We start from the raw sequence: 16,139 nt of genomic DNA on the forward strand, positions 1-16,139 counted from the left end.
TTTTTGTGGAGAAGATCGGATTCGAACCGACGACCTCTTGACTGCCAGTCAAGCGCTCTAGCCAACTGAGCTACATCCCCATTTTTTTAATTCAATCTATTTAGAATTAAAATATTCTTCCACAATTAATGAATTTTTAAAACTAAATTTACAGTAAAAGTAAAACAATTAAATGATTCGCAAAGGAACATCTAACGATATTAATAGCATTATTGAAATTACAAAAGCTTGTGCTTTAAAAATGATTGCGAACACTATTTTTCAATGGAATGAATTCTACCCTAATAAAGAAGCGTTTCAAAAAGATGTTAAAAGAAAAGAATTATACGTTCTAGAAATTGAAAACAAAATATTAGGTTGTATTACCGTTTCTACTTTTATGGATGCTGAGTATTTACCTATTTGTTGGCTAACACCTAATAAAAACAATATATACATTCATCGTTTAGCAGTTCATCCAGACTTTCAAGGTAAAGGCTATGCGCAACAATTAATGACTTTTGCAGAAAATTTTGCTAAAGAAAACCACTATACATCTGTTCGCTTAGATACTTTTTCAGAAAACCTTAGAAATCAAAAATTTTACGAACTTCGCGGTTACCAAAAACTAGGAAATATTTATTTTCCAAAACAAAGCGAATCCCCTTTTAACTGTTATGAATTAGTCCTGTGAATATAAGTTTAAAGCAAATAAACAAATTAGCCATTCCGGCATTAATTTCTGGAGTTTCAGAGCCTATTTTATCATTAACAGATGCCGCTATTGTTGGGAATATTCAAATTAATGCTACCGAATCTTTAGCCGCTGTTGGTATTGTTACCACGTTTATATCCATGCTAATTTGGGTATTGGGGCAAACAAGAAGCGCTATTTCATCTATTGTGTCACAATACGTTGGCGCCAATAAACTAGAGCAAATTAAAAACTTACCAGCCCAGGCCATTTTTATAATTACGTCGTTAAGCATTTTAATTATATTTAGTACATATCCGTTTGCTAAACAAATATTCAAGCTCTATAACGCATCAAATTTAATATTAGATTATTCTGTTATTTATTATAAAATTCGCGTTTTAGGGTTTCCATTTACACTATTTACCATTGCTATTTTTGGAGCATTTCGAGGCTTACAAAACACGTATTACCCAATGATAATAGCCATTATTGGAGCAGTAGCCAATATTATTCTAGACATTATTTTAGTTTACGGTATCATCGGTTTTATAGAACCTATGAATATTGAAGGTGCAGCATATGCTAGTGTAATTGCACAAATTTTAATGGCAGGATGCTCAGCTTACTTCCTTCTTAAAAAAACAAAAATTCCTTTAAAACCTAGTTTTCCATTTAATCCAGAAATAAATCGTTTTGCTTTAATGATTCTTAACTTGTTTATAAGAACCATAGCCTTAAACGTCACACTCTATTTTGCCAGCGCATTTGCAACCAGTTACGGTGCCGAATATATTGCAGCTTATACCATTGCAATAAACCTGTGGTTTTTGGGCGCGTTTATAGTAGACGGTTATGCAAGCGCCGGAAACATTTTATCTGGTAAATTATTTGGAGCAAAAGCTTACTCAACATTAATGTCATTAAGCAACAAACTCATAAAATACGGTGTTATTATAGGTATTATATTAGGCTTGCTTGGTACTTTATTTTATTATCCAATAGGGCGAATTTTCACTAAAGAACCTGAAGTTTTAAAAGCGTTTTATAATGTGTTTTGGATTGTTCTTGCTATGCAACCGCTTTGCACATTAGCCTTTATTTTCGATGGTATTTTTAAAGGATTAGGTAAAATGAAATATTTAAGAAACGTCCTTTTATTTTCAACATTCATCATATTCATCCCCATTCTGTTTTGGTTAGATGGTTTAGATTATAAACTCCGCGGCATATTTATAGCTATTACATTTTGGATTATAGCTCGTGGCATTCCGCTTATCATAAAATTCAGAAAAATATTTATGCCACTTGCTCAAAACAATTAACTTTGCAATATCACACAACAAATTATAATGACTCTATTTATTGCTTTATTACAGCAAGTGGATATTGAAGAGAAAATTCAAAATGCACCAGATAAAGGTTACGAAATTGGTGTTTTTATCGGCTCCATGTTACCCTTTGTTATCCTTGTTTTATTAGCCTATTTAATGTTCAGATATAATAAAAAAAGAAAAGAATAAACAATTATGGATATCATGTCATTCTTAAGTGGAAACGGATTATTTCTAATCTTGGGTTTAGTATTAATCATCGTTTACTTTGTAAATAAAAGAAAAAGAAGATAATGGGAAACAACATTCGTATCACCAAACAATTCTCTTTCGAAACCGGTCACGCACTTTATGGTTACGACGGAAAATGTAAAAACGTACATGGTCACAGTTACAAACTTTCGGTTACCGTTATTGGGAAGCCAATTACAGACAACACCAATGTCAAGTTTGGAATGGTTATAGACTTTGGAGATCTTAAAAAAATTGTGAAAGAAGAAATTGTAAACGTTTTCGATCACGCAACTGTTTTCAATAAAAATACACCACACGTCGAGTTAGCCAAAGAATTACAAAATCGCGGGCATAATGTTTTACTGGTAGACTACCAGCCAACAAGCGAAATGATGGTGCTAGACTTTGCTAAAAAAATTAGTAAAAGACTTCCTAAACACATCAAATTACACTCCTTAAAACTTCAAGAAACAGATAGTTCGTTTGCAGAATGGTATCATTACGATAATATTTAGGGCGTTACCACAAGGGTCGGGCTTTCACTACTCGCTTCCTCCTGCGTCGGCGAGCTCAAACATGCCGTTCAATCCCTAACACAAAATAATCGGCAGTTGTCAGTCTTCAGTAGGCAGTCATAAATTAGTTAGCAAAAAAAGAGACTTCAAATTTCTTATTTGTGATAATTCGTGAAATTCATGTCAAAAAACTATATTTACAACATGCAAATTCCAAAAGGGAAAAAAATATATTTCGCATCAGACAATCACTTAGGCGCACCAACTAAAGAAGCCTCTTTTCCTCGCGAAAAGAAATTTGTAGCCTGGTTAGACGAAATAAAACACGATGCCGCGGCCATTTTCCTTTTAGGCGATTTATTCGATTTTTGGTTTGAATATAAAACCGTAGTTCCAAGAGGGTTTACTAGAACCTTAGGCAAACTAGCCGAAATTTCAGACTCAGGTATTCCAATCCACTATTTTGTTGGCAATCACGATTTATGGATGAATGGCTATTTTGAAGAAGAACTAAACATACCAGTTTACCATAAACCAAAAGAATTTACCTTTAACAATAAAACCTTTTTCTTAGGCCACGGCGATGGTCTAGGCCCAGGAGACAAAGGTTACAAACGCATGAAAAAAGTATTTACAAACTCATTTTTTAAATGGGTTTTTAAATGGGGGCATCCAGATATAGGAATGAAAATTGCACAATACTTATCAGTAAAAAACAAACTCATTTCTGGTGATGACGATGCAACATTTCTCGGAGAGGAAAACGAATGGCTGGTGCAATACTGCAAACGTAAACTAGAAGACAAGCACCGCGATTATTTCGTGTTTGGTCACAGACACTTACCACTAAATATAAACCTCAACGAAAACTCAAAATACATTAACCTAGGCGACTGGATTCAGTATTATACTTATGGCGTTTTTGATGGAGAAATTCTAGAATTAAAAGAATATTAATCTTCTTTCTCATTAGCTTCAACATCGGCGGTTAAATCCAATTCTCTAAGTACAGGGTTTTTAACACCAATTACACAAACTGTAATTAATGTCATGGTTCCTCCAAAAACCACAGCGGCAACAGGACCAATTAATTTCGCAGCTAAACCACTCTCGAAAGCACCAAGTTCGTTTGAAGACCCAACAAACATAGAATTTACAGAAGATACTCGCCCACGCATATCGTCTGGTGTTTTTAATTGTAATATGGTTTGTCTAATAATCATAGAAATACCATCGGCAGCACCACTAATAAATAACATTAAAACACTAAGCCAAAATATATTTGAGAGCCCAAAACCTATTATACTAACACCAAATATAAATATAGAAATAAGTAACTTTTTACCTGTATTTCTACTTATAGGAATATAAGTTGTTATAAACATAGTAATAATACTTCCAAGAGAAATAGAGGCATTTAAAATACCAAAACCTTCGCTTCCCACTTTTAAAATATCTTGAGCAAAAACAGAAAGTATGGCTACTGTTCCACCAAATAAAACCGCAATCATATCTAAAGATAACGCTCCTAGAATGGCCTTGTTTTGAAATACAAACCGAACACCTACTTTTAGGCTTTCCATTACAGGTTCTCCAATTTTCTTATTTAATATAGGCTTCTTTTTTATTAAAAAGGTGAGAAAAAAGGATATCACTACCAATACAAAAACCACCATCAAAGTTTTATCAACACCTATCCAGCTAATAAAAAATCCGCCAAATAATGCTCCTAAAACGGCAGCTGTTTTCCAAGTACTAGTGCTCCATGTAGCTGCATTTGGGTATATTCTTTTGGGTACAATTAGCGCGACTAAAGAAAAAATTATTGGCCCAAAAAAGGAACGTAAAAAACCTCCAAAAAACACAAGTGCATAAATAGAATATAAAATAGTGTTTGTAGACCAGCTACCAATAACATCATCTGTTGTTAAAAAAAACAAGCCTAAGCTAATTAAAGAAAAAGCAGCAATACAAAGGGCTAAGAGGTTTCGCTTTTCTTTCTGGTCTACAATATGACCTGCAAAAAGTGCCATTGTAAAGGCTGGAATAATTTCCATAAGACCAATAATTCCCAGAGAAAGAGGATCTTTAGTTATACTATAAACTTGCCACTCAATAACAATAAATTGCATAGACCACCCAAAAACTAAAAACAAACGCAGTAATAAAAAAATATTGAACTCTTTAATTCGTAAGGCTGCATACGGATCGTTTTTTGCCATAATTTAAGTTCTAGTCTACTTTTGTTTTTTCAGGTCTCTTAGCCTCAACTGCAAACTTATATTGCCTTGCCATTCATTTTCATCAATAGAATAAACGGCTTTAAATGGTTTTCCTTCGGAAATTTTATCAATTTTATCTCCCATACCAAAACCAATACCTACCATTCTACTTGTTGATTCTGGTTGTGTAGCTGTTAATCGTAGATGTGTTTTGTCTGCTCCAACACATTTTCCATAACCTGTATCGATTAAGTTTTCAGTTAAAAAAACTGGTGTCATATTACTCGGCCCGTAAGGTGCAAACTGTTTTAAAATTCTGTAAAACTTAGGCGTTATATCTTTTAAATCAATTTTAGCATCAACCTTAATTTCTGGGGTTAATAAATTTCTATCAATAGTTTTAGAAACTTCCTCTTCAAAAGCCTGTTTGAATGCTTCGTAATTTTCTGGCTCAAGTGTTAAGCCTGCAGCATATTTATGTCCGCCAAATTGCTCGATATGTTCTTTACAATTTTCTAAAGCGTTATAAACATCAAAACCTTTAACAGAACGTGCAGAAGCTGCCAATTTATTACCGCTTTTTGTAAACACTAGTGTGGGTCTATAATAGGCTTCTGTTAATCGAGAAGCCACAATACCAATAACGCCTTTATGCCAATCTTCATGGTAAACAACAGTAGTAAGGCGGTCCTGTTCTTTTTGTTCCTCAATTTGTTTAAGAGCTTCTTCTGTAATTCGCTTATCTGTTTCACGTCTATCTAAATTATAGTCATTAATTTCAGCTGCATATTTTTCAGCCATATCAGGCTCATCTTCCGTTAATAAAGTTACGGCGTAATTACCATGTTTCATACGACCTGCAGCATTTATTCTTGGCGCTACTATAAACACAACATCTGTTATGGTTAACTCTGTTTTTTCAACCTGATTTAAAATGGCTTGTATACCCGATCTAGGGTTAGAATTAATAACCATTAAACCAAAATAAGCTAGCACTCTATTTTCACCATTAATTGGGACAATATCTGCGCCAATTGCTGTAGCAACTAGATCTAGATATTCTGTTAAATCTTCTGCTGTTTTACCTTCTTTTGATGCTAAAGCTTGTATTAATTTAAAGCCCACACCACAACCACATAATTCTTTAAACGGATACTCGCAATCTTCTCGTTTTGGATCTAAAACGGCTGCCGCCTTTGGGATTTCAACTCCGGGTCTGTGGTGATCGCAAATAATAAAATCGATACCTAATGATTTAGCATGCGCTACTTTTTCAACAGATTTTATACCACAATCTAAAGCAATAATTAATGTGAACTCGTTTTCTAAAGCGAAATTGATGCCTTTATAAGATATACCGTAACCTTCATCATATCTATTAGGAATATAAGTATAGACTAAATTATGTTTTGTTTTAAGGTATGAAGACATTAATGCTACAGAAGTTGTACCATCTACATCATAATCACCATAAACAAGAATGTTTTCTTTATTAGCAATAGCTTTTTCAATGCGAGCTACTGCCCTATCCATATCTTTCATTAAAAATGGATCATGCAGCTCCTCTAATCTAGGCCTAAAAAAAGCTTTGGCTTCTTCATAAGATTCAATACCTCTTTGCACAAGCATTGATGCTATTGTAGCATCTACTTGAAGTGCTTGTTGTAAAGCTTCAACTTTTTCTTCTAGAGGTTTTGGTTTTAATGTCCAACGCATTTGGAGAGAGTGTGAGTGTTTTTAATAAAAGTTCAACGGTTTTTATTTCTCTTTATTTTTTATGAAAATGGGTTTCTATGGTTAATTCTGAAAACTGACGAAACATTTCCATAACGCCACAATACTTTTCAATAGATAAATCAACAGCTCTTTGAAGCTTCTTTTCATTTAAATCATCGCCATAAAAATGAAAATGCATCCCTACTTTATCATAAATTTTTGGGTGTTCTTCCGTTAGGTTAGCTTCAGTTTCGATTTCAAAAGCATCTACTTTTAGCTTCATTTTTCTTATTAATGCCGCTACGTCTAAACCAGAACATCCGGCTAATCCAGATAGCATTAATGCTTTTGGCCTGTAACCTTCGCCTTTACCACCACTTTCTTCGCCTGCATCAATAAATAAGTTATGACCAGATGGGTTTGTGCTTTCAAACCTCATATCTCCTAACCATTTCGTTGTAACCTTTACTGCCATTTTAAACTATTTTTCGTTTCTTGCGATTTAAATTTTATTAAAGCTGTACAAAAGTGGCATCTTTAATAAACTTATTAAAAAAACCAAGTTATTTTTTGATGTTTCTTCAAGTATCAAAAATACTACAAAAAAAATAAAACATGCCTTTAGTTACACCTTTATCGCCTAATCACGATTTAGAAACCAAAAACCTTGCCGAGTTTTTTAACGAAACTCTCGGATTTTGTCCAAATTCGGTATTAACCATGCAACGGAGACCAGCCATAAGCAAAGCCTTTATTAATTTGAATAAAGCCGTTATGGCAAACGAAGGTCGAGTAACCTCGGCTTTAAAACGCATGATTGCTTGGGTGTCTAGTAACGCAACGGGGTGTAGATATTGTCAAGCGCATGCCATTCGAGCTGCCGAACGTTATGGCGCAGAGCAAGAACAACTGGATAATATTTGGGAATACAGAACACACCCTGCTTTTAGTGAAGCAGAACGTGCTGCTTTAGATTTCTCGTTACAAGCAAGTCAAGTGCCAAATAATGTTGATGAAACCATTAAAAAACGTTTACACGAACATTGGGATGAAGGTGAAATTGTTGAGATGTTAGGTGTTATTTCTCTTTTTGGGTATTTAAACCGCTGGAATGATAGCATGGGAACCTCAATTGAAAGTGGTGCTGTTGAAAGCGGTGAGCAGTATTTAGGAAAACATGGTTGGGAAAAAGGGAAACACTTGTAAAGTTTACAGTATTCAGTCGCAGTATTCAGTCAAAACGTAACTTCATTTCAAATTAGTAAATCACTATGAAGATTTGTCATTCAGATTGAAGAATGAGGAGGAATCTCATATTATTAATTAGCCACTAATAAACCAATAATTTATTTAAAGCCTTTCCGGACATGGGAAGGTTTTTTTAATATTGTTTACTTCCAATACTCTATATTTTTTGCATAGGCAAATTACACTCGATTTCATGTCTTAAACGGATTCAATGTTACCCGCTACCTTGGTTTTCATTAATTATTAGGTTATGAAAATCAGAAAACAAATTAAGCATTACAACAAATTATACCAGAAATTTTTAGATGATAATAAACTAATTTTCGTTTTGATACGAATTGTTAGACTAATATTTATTTACTATGAACTTTTTGAAGAAATAATTAAACAAATTCCCAAACCTTGAACCAAGGTTTTTAATTAAGCTAAATCGATTTCTAGGTGATATGCAGAAAAGGCAAATATTAAGAATTATTGCCATTTATTAGAGTGGAGCTATAAACGAAAAATCTTTATTATTTCGGTTTTAAAACTATAGTGATTTATTTTTCCGTTAATGGTGTTCCTTTAAAACTTAACCCATCAAACCCTGTTTTCATAAAGTTTCTAATATTTTGGTGCCCAGTTCCGTTTGGATCTTTTAAAACCTCATCAAAATAATATTGCCCGAAACAAGCTAAAGTAGCTTCTTTAGATAAGTTCTGAATTTTAGCAAATGCAAATAATTTACACGAACCAGAATTTTGTCCCGCTTCGTTTTCTAGAGTTCCATTTATAAAAGCGGTTGGCGTGAAATTATAATTTTCCTCTATTACACTCATGGTTTCAGAGAAATCGATTTGTGTTGGGTTTTCTTTTAACTTTTTATTGAAAGCTTCTATATTCATTTTTATATTTTATTTTTATTTACTTTTTCCTCCAACCACAACAACTATCTCACCTTTTGGTGGCTTATTAGTGTAATGTTCTAACACTTCTTTTGCTGTGCCTCGAACGGTTTCTTCAAACATTTTGGTTAACTCTCTTGAGACTGAAACTGGTCTTTCTTCTCCAAAATACTGACAAAAATGACCTAAGGTTTTTACAAGTTTATGCGGACTTTCATAAAAAATCATGGTTCTGGTTTCTTCGGCTAGAAGCAGTAATCTAGTTTGGCGCCCTTTCTTTACAGGCAAAAAACCTTCAAACACAAACTTATCGTTTGGCAAGCCAGAATTTACTAATGCGGGCACAAATGCGGTTGCTCCAGGAAGGCAATCTACTTCTATATTATTTTCAATACATGCTCTAGAAAGTAAAAAACCTGGATCTGAAATGGCCGGTGTTCCAGCATCACTTATAAGTGCGACAGATGTGCCGCTTTTTAATTTTTGAATAATGTTTTGAACCGTTTTATGCTCATTATGCATATGATGAGATTGCATATGTGTTGAAATCTCGTAATGTTTTAGTAGTTTTCCAGAAGTTCTGGTGTCTTCGGCTAAAATTAAATCGGCTTCTTTTAAAACCTCTATGGCTCTAAAGGTGATGTCTTTTAAATTTCCAATGGGTGTTGGAACTATATATAGTTTACTCATGTAAAATCGTTACTTCTGTGTTAGAGATTGAGGTATTGTTGAAGCTCTTTTTGTGTTGTTGCACTTATGCAATACAAAAAAGCGACTACCGAAAGCACGACCGCGCTTTTTCTGCGTGGTAACACCCAAATATTAACTAAATTTTGCTTCTATAATTTGCATAAAGCGTTCTTCAAACTCCTCTTTATCTTCCCAGTTATTATAATCTGGTTTCACCATTTCAACAATAAAATTTTTAGCATTCGCATAGGTTACAAATGTATTTAATTGCGACAATACACGATCGTAATCTTCGCTTTTTCCATCAAACAAATGTTTTATAAACGCAATTTTATCGTTTAGCCCAATATTTAAGCCACCAACTTTTAGTTTATCATTTAAAGATGTTTTACCGTTTGTTGCACCATTTTGAGATTTAGATACGGGATCGAAAATTGGGATATCTTCAAAACCAGCTGTAATATCTTCTAAGTTGTGTTTTTTTATAGGTTCTTTAGGTGTGGTTTCTTGTTTAACAATATCAATTTCCTCGTCATCTTCAGGCATATGCGCTACCATATCTTTAATTTTGTTCATAACAGGCTCCATAATATCATCCTGTTCAACGTCGTCTAGATTTACGTATATTTTATCTTCTACCTCAATATTATCGCTAACCTTATTATTAAAGGCACTATCTAACATGTCAAAAAATGAAGAATCGCTTCCTATAGTCGGTAAATCGCCTTCAACATTTTCGTGTGCAAACTTTAATACAGATAGCTTTTCATAAAGCGCAGAAACCTCGGCATGCATTTTAATAACATCCTCTTTTCCTTTTAATTTAAGAATTCTATGTGCTATACTAACAAGGTCAGACTCAAGCTTCTTCTTCATTGTTTATAAATTTTAAATTATTGCACTTATAGGTTTTTGTTTTTTAATAAATTTACGCCACCTTTATACAAACGAATAATCGCTTTGTTATAGTGCTAAAATTACAAAATGTTTCTTGAAAATACAGTAAATCATAAAGAACAATTTGGATGGATAGAAGTTATCTGTGGCTCCATGTTTTCTGGAAAAACCGAAGAACTTATTCGTAGACTCAAGCGTGCGCAGTTTGCAAAACAAAAAGTAGAGATTTTTAAACCAGCAATTGATGTGCGTTATGATGAAGATATGGTAGTCTCTCATGATGCTAATGAAATTCGCTCAACGCCTGTTCCTGCTGCTGCCAACATTCCTATTTTGGCAGATGGCTGTGATGTTGTTGGTATTGATGAAGCGCAATTTTTTGATGATGAAATTGTTCGTGTATGTAATGATTTAGCAAATAAAGGCATTCGTGTTATTGTAGCTGGTTTAGATATGGATTTTAAAGGCAACCCTTTTGGGCCTATGCCAAATTTAATGGCTACAGCAGAGTATGTTACTAAGGTACATGCTGTCTGTACACGAACAGGGAATTTAGCGCAATATAGCTACAGGAAAAATCAAAACGAAAACCTTGTTTTACTCGGTGAAGTTAATGAATACGAGCCTTTAAGTAGAGCAGCATATTACAAAGCTATGCTTCGTGATAAGTTAAAAACCATGAAGGTAAAAGACGCCGAAGAGGTTAACACAAAACCTAAAGACTCTAATGCCTAAAGCACAAGAAACGGTGCTTGAAATAAATTTAAAAGCACTTAAACACAATTTTGAATACCTAAAATCTAGGCTGCAACCCAATACCAAATTCTTAGCGGTAGTAAAAGCCTTTGCTTATGGTAGTGATGCTTGCGAAATTGCTAATTATTTACAAAGTTTAAATGCCGATTATTTTGCGGTCGCTTATATTAATGAAGGTATTGCTCTGCGACATGCCGGAGTAACCAAACCTATATTGGTTTTGCATCCACAATCTGTAAATTTTAAACAACTTATAGAACATTGTCTGGAACCTAGTATTTATAATTCTAAAATTTTAAAAGAATTTATTAATAGCGCTTCCGCGGAAAAACAAACCAATTACCCAATTCATATAAAATTTAATACCGGCTTAAACCGATTAGGATTTTCAGGACATGATGTTGATTCTATAGCTAATGAATTAAAAGCAACTGAAACTGTAAAAGTGACGTCTGTTTTTTCGCATTTAGCGGCAAGTGAAGATTTAGAAGAAAAGAGGTTCTCTTTAAATCAAATTGAGACTTTTAATAATATAGCTGAAAATTTCACAAAACAAATAGGCTACAAACCTATGCGTCATATGTGTAATACATCTGGGATTTTAAATTATCCTGAAGCACATTTTGATATGGTAAGATGCGGCATTGGCTTGTATGGTTTTGGTAATTCTGAAAAAGAAAACCAACACTTAAAACCAATTAGCACATTAAAAACAGTTATATCTCAAATCCATACTATTAAACAAGGGGAATCTGTTGGCTATAATCGCGCCTTTAAAAGTGATGCATTATTAAAGACAGCCACATTACCTATTGGTCATGCAGATGGTATTGGTAGACAGTACGGAAATGGCAACGGTTTTGTTACCATAAACGGAGAAAAAGCACCAATTGTTGGCAATGTTTGTATGGATATGGTTATGGTTAACGTTACTAATATTGATTGTAAAGAAGGTGACGAAGTTATTATTTTTGGGGAAAACCCAACTGCCGAAAATTTAGCAGCTTCTGTTCAAACTATTTCTTACGAACTATTAACCTCTGTCTCCCAAAGAGTTAAGCGCATTTTCATAGATTAATTGATTTTATACTATATCTTGGTGTGACTTTTTTATTTATCTTGGTCTAAATTATATATTTAACCATTAAAACTAATTTATCATGTTAAAAGAATTTAAAGAATTTATTACAGGGGGCAATGTTATTGAATTTGCAGTAGCTGTAATTATGGCTGGAGCAATTGGAGCAGTTGTTACCGGATTTGTAAACAATATTGTAATGCCATTTGTTGGTTATTTTACAGGAGGTACAGATTTCGCAGACAGAAAAACTGTATTAACAGAAGCTGTTGTTGACGCTTCAGGAGCGGTTACTACTCCAGAAAATGCAATCATGTGGGGTTCTTGGATTAATACAATCATCAACTTATTAATTGTTGGACTTGTTATGTTCTTAATTGTAAAAGCATATAACAAAACGAAAAAACCAGTTGAAGCTGCTCCTGCAGGACCTTCTCAAGAAGATTTATTAGGTGAAATTAGAGATTTACTTAAAAAATAACAATGTGTTAAATAAATAACACCGTGTTATTTGTTGTTAAAAAGCCCTCGTTTTTTTAAAATGAGGGCTTTTTTTAGATTCTAAAATATAATTAATACTTAATTTTGTCCTCACAAAAACTTAAAAGTTAGAAAAATGAAAGTAGCTGTAGTAGGCGCAACTGGAATGGTTGGCGAAGTGATGTTAAAAGTTCTAGCAGAACGTAATTTCCCAGTAACAGAATTAATACCTGTTGCTTCAGAACGCTCTTTAGGTAAAACAATAACCTACAAAGGCAAAGATTATAAAGTGGTTGTTTTAGAAACTGCAGTTTCTATGAAACCAGATATCGCATTATTTTCAGCAGGTGGAGACACATCATTAGAATGGGCTCCTAAATTTGCAGAAGTTGGTACTACTGTAGTTGATAATTCTTCAGCTTGGAGAATGGATCCTACTAAAAAATTAGTAGTTCCAGAAATTAATGCTCATGAATTAACTAAAGAAGACAAAATTATTGCTAATCCTAATTGTTCTACAATTCAATTAGTAATGGCTTTAAATCCACTTCACAAAAAATATAACATGAAACGTGTTATCGTTTCAACATACCAATCTGTTTCTGGTACTGGTGTAAAAGCTGTACGTCAATTAGAAAATGAAATTGCTGGTGTAGAAGGCGAAATGGCTTATCCTTATCCTATTGGAAGAAATGCATTACCACATTGTGATGTTTTTCAAGATAACGGATACACTAAAGAGGAAATGAAATTAGCCAGAGAACCTCAAAAAATAATGAGCGATAGATCATTCTCTATTTCTGCTACAGCAGTAAGAATACCTACTGCTGGCGGACATTCTGAATCTGTTAACGTTGAGTTTGAAAATGATTTCGATTTAGCCGAAGTAAGACAACTATTAAGTGAAACTCCAGGTGTTGTAGTGCAAGATAACACAGATACAAATACGTATCCAATGCCAATTTTTGCTCATGAAAAGGATGAAGTTTTTGTTGGCCGTATTCGTAGAGACGAAACGCAACCAAATACTTTAAACATGTGGATTGTTGCCGATAACCTTCGTAAAGGAGCAGCAACAAACACCGTTCAAATTGCAGAATATTTAATTGAGAATAAATTAGTTTAATTATTCACAATAATTATTAAAGATATCTTAAAGCCTCTGATTTACAGAGGCTTTTTTTTTATTTTTGATTCTTACGTTAATTTATCGATTATGAAAAAATTAATCCTCTCATTACTTTGCTTAACATCATTATTAGCTTGTAAATCATCAAAAATAGAAAACAAATTTATCTCTGTGAATTACCCAAAAACAAAAACTGTCGACACTATAGATACTTATTTTGACACTAAGGTTAAAGATCCATATCGCTGGTTGGAAGACGATAGAAGTGAAGACACCGAAGCTTGGGTAAAAGCGCAAAATAAAGCAACTTTTGGGTTTTTAGATAACATTCCATACCGAAATGAACTGAAAGAGCGTTTATCAGAAATTTGGAATTACGAAAAAGTAGGTGCGCCCTTTAAAGAAGGCGATTACACCTATTTTTATAAAAATAATGGACTTCAAAACCAGTTTGTAATTTATAGGCACAAAACTGGAGAAGACCCTAAAACAGCAACTGTATTTCTAGACCCTAACACTTTTAAAGAAGATGGTACTATTTCGCTTGGAGGTACAAGTTTTTCTAAAGATGGAAGCATTTTAGCTTACTCAATTTCTGAAGGTGGAAGTGATTGGAGAAAAATTTTGGTTATGGATACCGAAACCAAAAAAATTGTTGAAGACTCCCTTGTAGATATTAAGTTTAGCGGTATGTCTTGGTATAAAAATGAAGGGTTTTATTATTCAAGTTACGACAAACCAAAAGGAAGCGAATTATCTGCTAAAACAGACCAACACAAAGTATATTACCATAAACTAGGAACGCCTCAAAACAAAGATAAAGTCATTTACGGCGGCACAGCAAATGAAAAACACCGCTATATTTATGGAAATGTAACCGAAGATAATCGTTACTTATTAATTTCGCCTAGAGTTTCAACCTCTGGAAATAAGCTACTCATAAAAGATCTTACTAAACCTAATAGCAAGTTTGTTACTATTTTAGATCACACAGACAGCGACACGTATGTTATTGAGAATAAAGGCAGCAAATTATACTTAGTTACAAACCTAAATGCTCCAAACAAAAAAATAGTTACTGTTGATGCTTCAAACCCAACACCAAAACATTGGGTAGATTTTATTCCAGAAACAGAAAACGTATTAGCCCCAACAATAGGTGGTGGATACTTTTTTACAGAATATATGATAGATGCCGTTTCTAAAGTTTTCCAATATAATTATAACGGAAAACTAATTAGAGAAGTTAAATTACCAGGCATTGGTAGCGCTGGAGGCTTCGGAGCTAAAAAAGAAGAAACAACATTATACTATTCATTTACAAATTATAAAACGCCAGGAAACATCTATAAATACGATATTAAAAATGGTAAATCAGAGTTATATCGTAAATCAAATATAGATTTCAATCCAGAAAACTACGAAAGTAATCAAGTCTTTTACACCTCTAAAGATGGCACAAAAGTACCTATGATTATTACTCACAAAAAGGGTATTGAATTAGATGGAAAAAACCCAACCATTCTTTATGGCTACGGAGGTTTCAATATAAGTTTAACACCCAGTTTTAGCATTACAAATGCTATTTGGATGGAACAAGGTGGTATTCTAGCAGTCCCTAATTTACGTGGTGGTGGCGAATACGGTAAGGTTTGGCACGATGCGGGAACCAAAATGCAAAAGCAGAATGTGTTTGATGATTTTATCACTGCCGCGGAATACTTATTTGCTAAAAATTATACATCTTCTAATTATTTAGCTATTAGAGGTGGCTCAAACGGAGGTTTATTAGTTGGCGCAACAATGACACAACGCCCAGATTTAGCTAAAGTTGCTCTACCAGCTGTTGGTGTTCTAGATATGCTACGTTATCATGCCTTTACGGCAGGTGCAGGTTGGGCTTATGATTATGGAACAGCCGATGATGATAAAGACATGTTTGAATACTTAAAAGGATACTCGCCATTACATAATGTAAAAACTGGTGTTGAATATCCTGCCACACTTATTACAACTGGCGATCATGATGATCGTGTAGTTCCAGCTCATAGTTTTAAATTTGCTGCCGAATTACAAAGTAAACAAACAGGAAACAATCCCACTTTAATTAGAATTGAAACCGATGCCGGACATGGCGCAGGAACTCCCGTTAGTAAAACCATAGAGCAATATGCCGATATTTTTGGTTTTACGCTATATAATATGGGATTTCAAGTTTTACCTTCTAAAACTAATGAAAAAATAAAAGGATAAAAATAAAATCCATCTATTAAAACACGC

The 16,139-nt window shown here is 33.7% G+C and carries 17 protein-coding genes and 1 tRNA gene; 11 read left to right on the forward strand and 7 right to left on the reverse strand.

The features are described 5' to 3' along the window. Nucleotides 1-6 precede the first annotated feature (6 nt). Nucleotides 7-80: transfer RNA gene (locus tag SJY43_RS03705), tRNA-Ala, on the reverse strand. 92 nt (nt 81-172) lie between these two features. On the opposite strand from SJY43_RS03705, the gene SJY43_RS03710 reads away from it, so the two are divergent. The 5 genes from SJY43_RS03710 to SJY43_RS03730 all read left to right on the forward strand — a co-directional run bounded on the left by SJY43_RS03710 (nt 173) and on the right by SJY43_RS03730 (nt 3,713). Further along, nucleotides 173-673, forward strand: a complete 501-nt coding sequence (locus tag SJY43_RS03710) for a GNAT family N-acetyltransferase (RefSeq protein ID WP_396602499.1) — start codon at nt 173-175, stop codon at nt 671-673. Beyond that, the gene (locus SJY43_RS03715) at nt 670-1,998 is read left to right on the forward strand and encodes an MATE family efflux transporter (protein ID WP_396602500.1); all 1,329 of its coding nucleotides are present in this window, start codon (nt 670-672) and stop codon (nt 1,996-1,998) included. Before SJY43_RS03710 ends, SJY43_RS03715 begins: the two co-directional genes overlap by 4 nt. Before the next feature lie 27 nt (nt 1,999-2,025). After that, entirely contained in the window at nt 2,026-2,196 is a 171-nt protein-coding gene (locus SJY43_RS03720; protein WP_396602501.1) for a hypothetical protein, read from the forward strand. A 104-nt stretch (nt 2,197-2,300) separates the two neighbouring features. Then, the gene (locus SJY43_RS03725; protein WP_396602502.1) at nt 2,301-2,756 is read left to right on the forward strand and encodes a 6-pyruvoyl trahydropterin synthase family protein; all 456 of its coding nucleotides are present in this window, start codon (nt 2,301-2,303) and stop codon (nt 2,754-2,756) included. A 204-nt stretch (nt 2,757-2,960) separates the two neighbouring features. After that, nucleotides 2,961-3,713, forward strand: a complete 753-nt coding sequence (locus tag SJY43_RS03730; RefSeq protein ID WP_396602503.1) for a UDP-2,3-diacylglucosamine diphosphatase — start codon at nt 2,961-2,963, stop codon at nt 3,711-3,713. Here SJY43_RS03730 and SJY43_RS03735 read toward each other — a convergent pair. The 3 genes from SJY43_RS03735 to SJY43_RS03745 are packed head-to-tail and all read right to left on the reverse strand — an operon-like array spanning nt 3,710 to nt 7,169. Further along, a complete protein-coding gene (locus SJY43_RS03735) occupies nt 3,710-4,978 on the reverse strand; it encodes an MFS transporter (protein ID WP_396602504.1) in 1,269 nt (422 codons plus the stop codon). The two genes, SJY43_RS03730 and SJY43_RS03735, sit on opposite strands and share 4 nt — an antisense overlap. A 15-nt stretch (nt 4,979-4,993) precedes the next feature. Beyond that, nucleotides 4,994-6,694 (reverse strand): single-stranded-DNA-specific exonuclease RecJ, encoded by a 1,701-nt coding sequence (gene recJ, locus SJY43_RS03740; RefSeq protein WP_396602505.1) that lies wholly within the window; start codon nt 6,692-6,694, stop codon nt 4,994-4,996. Between the two features lie 52 nt (nt 6,695-6,746). Next, nucleotides 6,747-7,169, reverse strand: coding sequence for an OsmC family protein (locus tag SJY43_RS03745; RefSeq protein ID WP_396602506.1), 423 nt, complete (start codon nt 7,167-7,169; stop codon nt 6,747-6,749). Between the two features lie 140 nt (nt 7,170-7,309). Here SJY43_RS03745 and SJY43_RS03750 point away from each other — a divergent pair, with 140 nt between their 5' ends. Beyond that, nucleotides 7,310-7,900, forward strand: a complete 591-nt coding sequence (locus tag SJY43_RS03750) for a carboxymuconolactone decarboxylase family protein (RefSeq protein WP_396602507.1) — start codon at nt 7,310-7,312, stop codon at nt 7,898-7,900. A 584-nt stretch (nt 7,901-8,484) separates the two neighbouring features. Here SJY43_RS03750 and SJY43_RS03755 read toward each other — a convergent pair. The 3 genes from SJY43_RS03755 to SJY43_RS03765 form a co-directional block, all read right to left on the reverse strand. Beyond that, nucleotides 8,485-8,829 carry a HopJ type III effector protein gene (locus tag SJY43_RS03755; protein WP_396602508.1) on the reverse strand — a complete coding sequence of 115 codons (345 nt, stop codon included), beginning with the start codon at nt 8,827-8,829 and terminating at the stop codon, nt 8,485-8,487. A 15-nt stretch (nt 8,830-8,844) separates the two neighbouring features. Beyond that, nucleotides 8,845-9,519, reverse strand: coding sequence for a 16S rRNA (cytidine(1402)-2'-O)-methyltransferase (gene rsmI / locus SJY43_RS03760; RefSeq protein WP_396602509.1), 675 nt, complete (start codon nt 9,517-9,519; stop codon nt 8,845-8,847). 132 nt (nt 9,520-9,651) lie between these two features. After that, nucleotides 9,652-10,395, reverse strand: coding sequence for a hypothetical protein (locus SJY43_RS03765; protein ID WP_396602510.1), 744 nt, complete (start codon nt 10,393-10,395; stop codon nt 9,652-9,654). A 108-nt stretch (nt 10,396-10,503) separates the two neighbouring features. Between SJY43_RS03765 and SJY43_RS03770 the strand changes: the two genes are divergently transcribed. The 5 genes from SJY43_RS03770 (at nt 10,504) to SJY43_RS03790 (ending at nt 16,112) form a co-directional block, all read left to right on the forward strand. After that, entirely contained in the window at nt 10,504-11,151 is a 648-nt protein-coding gene (locus tag SJY43_RS03770) for a thymidine kinase (protein ID WP_396602511.1), read from the forward strand. Next, nucleotides 11,144-12,250 carry an alanine racemase gene (gene alr, locus SJY43_RS03775; RefSeq protein ID WP_396602512.1) on the forward strand — a complete coding sequence of 369 codons (1,107 nt, stop codon included), beginning with the start codon at nt 11,144-11,146 and terminating at the stop codon, nt 12,248-12,250. The genes SJY43_RS03770 and alr overlap by 8 nt, the downstream gene beginning before the upstream one ends. 82 nt (nt 12,251-12,332) lie before the next feature. Further along, complete coding sequence (mscL, locus tag SJY43_RS03780) at nt 12,333-12,731, forward strand: large conductance mechanosensitive channel protein MscL (protein ID WP_396602513.1); 399 nt, start codon at nt 12,333-12,335, stop codon at nt 12,729-12,731. 135 nt (nt 12,732-12,866) lie between these two features. After that, on the forward strand, nt 12,867-13,856 hold the full coding sequence (locus SJY43_RS03785; protein WP_396602514.1) for an aspartate-semialdehyde dehydrogenase: 990 nt from the start codon (nt 12,867-12,869) through the stop codon (nt 13,854-13,856). 90 nt (nt 13,857-13,946) lie between these two features. Further along, nucleotides 13,947-16,112 (forward strand): prolyl oligopeptidase family protein, encoded by a 2,166-nt coding sequence (locus SJY43_RS03790; RefSeq protein ID WP_396602515.1) that lies wholly within the window; start codon nt 13,947-13,949, stop codon nt 16,110-16,112. Nucleotides 16,113-16,139 lie beyond the last annotated feature (27 nt).

It is taken from the genome of Algibacter sp. R77976 (genome assembly GCF_044594645.1).
Lineage (GTDB): Bacteria > Bacteroidota > Bacteroidia > Flavobacteriales > Flavobacteriaceae > Algibacter_B.